We start from the raw sequence: 4273 nt of genomic DNA, 5'->3' as shown, positions 1-4273 counted from the left end.
TTTTATAATAATAAAAGAATACATTCCGCTATAGGTGATTTAACGCCTAATCAAATGGAAAAATACTTAAATCAAAATCGAAGAATGGCAGCTTAAAATTGTCTCCACTTTTTAGTTGCAATTCCAGACCTTACCATTCCCGAAAATAAAATCATGCTTGCATTCTATCTCGCTTCACCGGAAGTTGAGAACGACAGACGTGCATTGAACGTTTTTCACGGGATGCGCAGGGCAAAGAAAGAGGGGCGGTATATGGGTACTGCTCCTTTGGGATATGTCAATAAGATAACAGAGGGCAAAAAGAAGTTCATTGCACCCCATGATTTTGAAGCACCGCTTTTGAAATGGGCGTTTGAACAAATCGTTTCCAATAACTTCAATACCGAACAGATATGGAAAATGGTTCGGGAGAAAGCCAATGGAAAAGGTCGGTTCAGCAAAAATAACTTTTGGGTAGCCGTCCGAAACCCCTTGTACTGTGGCAAAATATTCATTCCTCCCTACAAAGAGGAAAAGGGATATTTTGTCAAAGGGCAACATGAGCCATTAATCAGCGAAAAGACGTTTGCGGATGTACAGGATATTCTCGATGGGAGAAAGAGGGTTGTAAAGCCTAAAATCGTGGCTATGGACAATCTACCGCTTAGAGGGTTTATTAAATGCCCTAACCCTAACTGTAATAGGATGCTCACAGGGAGTGCCTCAAAGGGAAAGATGGGCAATTACTATTACTACTATCATTGCACTTCCTCCTGCGGAGTACGGTTCAAAGCCGAAACCGCCAACGAGGCTTTCCTAAAGCAATTACGGTATATGTCGCCAAAAGAGGGCATGGTCGATGTTTTTATCGAAGCCTTTATAAAAGACTTCAACAACAAAACCAAAGCCCAAAACACCGAACGGGCAAATATCATAGGTGAGATTGATGCGTTGAATAAACGTTATCAAAATGCGCTTTTAAAAAATGCCGATGGAGAAATGGCAGATGACGATTTCCAAGAAGTAAAGAAATTGACCAAAGGAAAGATTGAGGTTTTGGAACGTAGATTAAACGACTTGGCAGTAGTGGGAACGGAGATAAAAGACTTAGTAGCATCCACCTTAAAAAAGGTCGCAAACATTGATAGACGCTATGAAAACGGCGATATTGAGGAAAAAAGGCTTATAGTGAGTTCGATGTTCCCCGATTTTTTGGAATTTGACGGAACACAACATCGAACTCCGAGGCTAAATTCTGTGATTGCTCTTATCTATCAGAATAACAGTAAGTTACAGAGCAAAAAAAATGGGACAAGTCTTTCTTTTTTAGACTTGTCCCAAGAGGTGATCCCGCTGGGATTCGAACCCAGGACCCATACATTAAAAGTGTATTGCTCTACCAGCTGAGCTACGGAATCCTATTTCTTAATGAAATATCCTTCGTTGTTTGAAGTGATGCAAAGGTAGAAAAAACTATAATACATGCAAAACTTTCCTTTTAAATATTTTAATAAATTTAATAACTGTTTGTTTTACAGAAAGAAAAAATATGTTTTTCTTTAATGTGCAAATGGCGTTTTAGTACAAATTTATCTTTTGGCACGAATCATACGATCGGCACCATTAATGTCTTGAAATATTTCTACATCTTGAAAACCTTTTTTACGTATCAATTCTGCAGTTTCTATACCTAAGTATTGGTTAATTTCAAAATATAAGGTTCCTCCTTCATTCAAATGATACAATGCAAAATCGGTGATATAATCATAAAATATTAATGGTGCTGTTTCTTCCACAAATAAAGCTGTGTGCGGTTCATGATTTAATACATTGGAATGCATTTCATTCATTTCATTAGGCGTGATATAAGGCGGATTGCTCACCACTATATCAAATCCTTGCGATTCGGAAAATAGAAATTCCCATTCTAAGATGTCAGCTAAAATAAAATTTACATTCTGATTGTGACTGTTTGCATTACGCTTTGCAACTTCCATAGCACCTATGGAAATATCAATAGCCCAAACATCACTATTATTCAATTTTTTTTTCAATGTAATAGGTATACAGCCTGATCCAGTACCGATATCGATCAATTTGAGGTTAGCGTGTTTTTTATAGTCTTGTAAGATGAAATGTACAAGTTCTTCCGTTTCTTGTCTTGGAATCAGAGTGTGCTCATTAACTTCAAATTTTAATCCATAGAAGTCTGCTTTGCCTAAAATATGCTGAATTGGTTTGCTCGTACGTAATTCATCTAAAATAGATGTAAGCTGCGGCGCAAAAGTTTCTGCTGAATTTAATTTTTCTAAAGTATATGTAGAAGGATTAATTGCTGCGATTTCTTCTATTATTAATAAAAATAGTGCTTTTATTTCCTCGATAGGATAGAGTGAATGAAGTTGTTGTTGATAGAGAGTTTCAATGTCTTTCCAAGTTGTCGCCATACTACAAACTTACAATATTATACAGCAGTTTTCTTTTAAATATCGTAAAATGCTAAGTTTGTATTATGCAAAAAGAGGAACAGTATATTAAAAGATGTTTGGAATTGGCGACTTTGGGTGCAGGAACAGTAAGTCCAAATCCGATGGTCGGTGCAGTGATTGTATATGAAGATAAAATTATAGGAGAAGGATATACTTCGCCATATGGCGGTGCGCATGCAGAAGTGAATGCTGTTGCCTCTGCCATCAATTTATTAGGTGAATCTGAAGCTAGATCAATTTTTAAGGAATCTACTATATATGTTTCTCTAGAGCCCTGTGCACACCATGGAAAAACACCGCCTTGTGCGGACATGTTGGTTTCTCTTGGTTTTGCAAAGGTTGTCATAGGATGTTTGGATCCCTTTGCGAAAGTGAATGGATTAGGTGTTCAAAAATTGAAGGATGCGGGAATAGAAGTTGTCGTGGGGGTGTTAGAAAAGGAATGTCAATTTGTGAATCGACGATTTTTCACACGTATAGAAAAGTTTCGTCCATATGTAATTTTAAAATGGGCAGAAACTAAAAATGGTTTCTTTGCGCCCGCAGACAATTCTCAACGATGGATTTCTAATAATGCAAGTAAGCAATTGGTTCACAAATGGCGTTCGGAAGAAGATGCTATTTTAGTTGGGAAAAATACAGCATTAGTGGACAATCCGTCTCTAACCAATAGATTGTGGACCGGTAAATCTCCAAAAAGAGTTTTGATAGATAAAAACCTTGATATTCCTCAAGATGCTAACCTATATTTATCTGAAGAATCTGATTTGATAGTTTTTAATGCAATCAAAACAGAATGGAATGGGAAATTAAAATTTATAGAATTAGAAAACTTTGATTTGTATTTGCCACAAAATATACTCTATCAACTATATCTGATGGATATACAATCCATTATAATTGAGGGAGGAGCCAAAACTATTAAACAATTTGTTGATGCAGATCTTTGGGACGAAGCACGGATTTTCGTAGGAAATGAAAATTGGAGTAACGGCACCTTAGCTCCGCGATTGTTTCTTCAACCAGACACAACTCAGCATGTTGGGAATAATGAGTTAAATATTTACTTTAAAAATTAATAATATTTCCTTATTTTTCAGGATGATGTTACCTGAAAAGTTGCTTCATCAGAACTGTCCTAAATAAAATTTGGCACGCATAAAATCTACTTTCTTTAATAAATTAAGACAGCTTTTGTTGAAAAATCCGAATCATAAACTATCTATTACTTTTAGAAGAGTTTAAATTGCCCAATTTTATCAGGAGGTTTGCCAGAAAAGAATGGATCATTAGCCCATTTCCAAAGATCAATTTTCACAAATATATTTAAGCGAATAAAGTTCACCAGATTGGATAAGTTCCAGTCATATTTGGCCTTCTTCTGAATGTATTTAAAAAGTAGTATTCCTATTAATGCAGTCCAAATTTGGATGTAGACTGCATTTTCTGAGGTTCCTACAAAACTGGTTACTTTCAAGCGCTGTTTTAGATGTTTGAAGAACGTTTCAATCTCCCATCTTTCTTTATATAAAGACGCCACTGTTGATGCCTTCCAGGTAAAATTGTTTGTTAAGAACTCATATTCAGCATTATTTATGCTGTCCCAAAAACGAATTAGACGCATCTTCTTTCCTTGATAGTGTTTTTTAGCATCCCCATCAAGCTCAATGAGCTGATCCATAATGATGTTATTTTCCTTGAGGGCTTCACTTTGAAATGATCGAACCACTGTATATTTCATGTTGCTTTTACTACGTGTGACAAAAAAGCACTGATTGCTGTCCAAAACATTCATCCAAGCATAA

At 36.0% G+C, this 4273-nt stretch carries 3 protein-coding genes, 1 tRNA gene and 1 pseudogene; 2 read left to right on the top strand and 3 right to left on the bottom strand.

The genetic code is table 11. The annotated features are described in order from the left end of the window. Positions 1 to 153 precede the first annotated feature (153 nt). A pseudogene (locus GOQ17_RS16470) lies at positions 154 to 585 on the top strand (recombinase family protein); the annotation flags it as partial. Between the two features lie 739 nt (positions 586 to 1324). On the opposite strand, the gene GOQ17_RS15920 reads toward GOQ17_RS16470, so the two are convergent. Both GOQ17_RS15920 and prmC read right to left on the bottom strand, forming a co-directional pair. Beyond that, positions 1325 to 1397, bottom strand: a tRNA-Lys gene (locus GOQ17_RS15920). A gap of 171 nt (positions 1398 to 1568) precedes the next feature. Beyond that, positions 1569 to 2426: a peptide chain release factor N(5)-glutamine methyltransferase gene (gene prmC / locus GOQ17_RS15915; protein WP_159639034.1), complete on the bottom strand. Its 858-nt coding sequence runs from the start codon at positions 2424 to 2426 to the stop codon at positions 1569 to 1571. Positions 2427 to 2491: 65 nt separating this feature from the next. On the opposite strand from prmC, the gene ribD reads away from it, so the two are divergent. Next, positions 2492 to 3547: a bifunctional diaminohydroxyphosphoribosylaminopyrimidine deaminase/5-amino-6-(5-phosphoribosylamino)uracil reductase RibD gene (ribD, locus tag GOQ17_RS15910; protein WP_159639032.1), complete on the top strand. Its 1056-nt coding sequence runs from the start codon at positions 2492 to 2494 to the stop codon at positions 3545 to 3547. 152 nt (positions 3548 to 3699) lie between these two features. Here ribD and GOQ17_RS15905 read toward each other — a convergent pair. Next, positions 3700 to 4273: transposase (locus GOQ17_RS15905; RefSeq protein ID WP_159639030.1), on the bottom strand; the 574-nt coding region annotated here is incomplete at its 5' end.

The organism is Sphingobacterium composti, assembly GCF_009829075.1.
In the GTDB taxonomy this organism is placed as follows: Bacteria; Bacteroidota; Bacteroidia; order Sphingobacteriales; family Sphingobacteriaceae; genus Sphingobacterium; species Sphingobacterium composti.
The sequence above is the reverse complement of the archived record's forward strand: the minus strand, read 5'-3'. Positions and strand labels throughout refer to the sequence as shown.

Excerpts from the sequence above, each read along its gene's own strand:
- prmC (WP_159639034.1), bottom strand. The coding sequence starts at position 2,426 with ATGGCGACAACTTGGAAAGACATTGAAACTCTCTATCAACAACAACTT.
- ribD (WP_159639032.1), top strand. The coding sequence starts at position 2,492 with ATGCAAAAAGAGGAACAGTATATTAAAAGATGTTTGGAATTGGCGACT.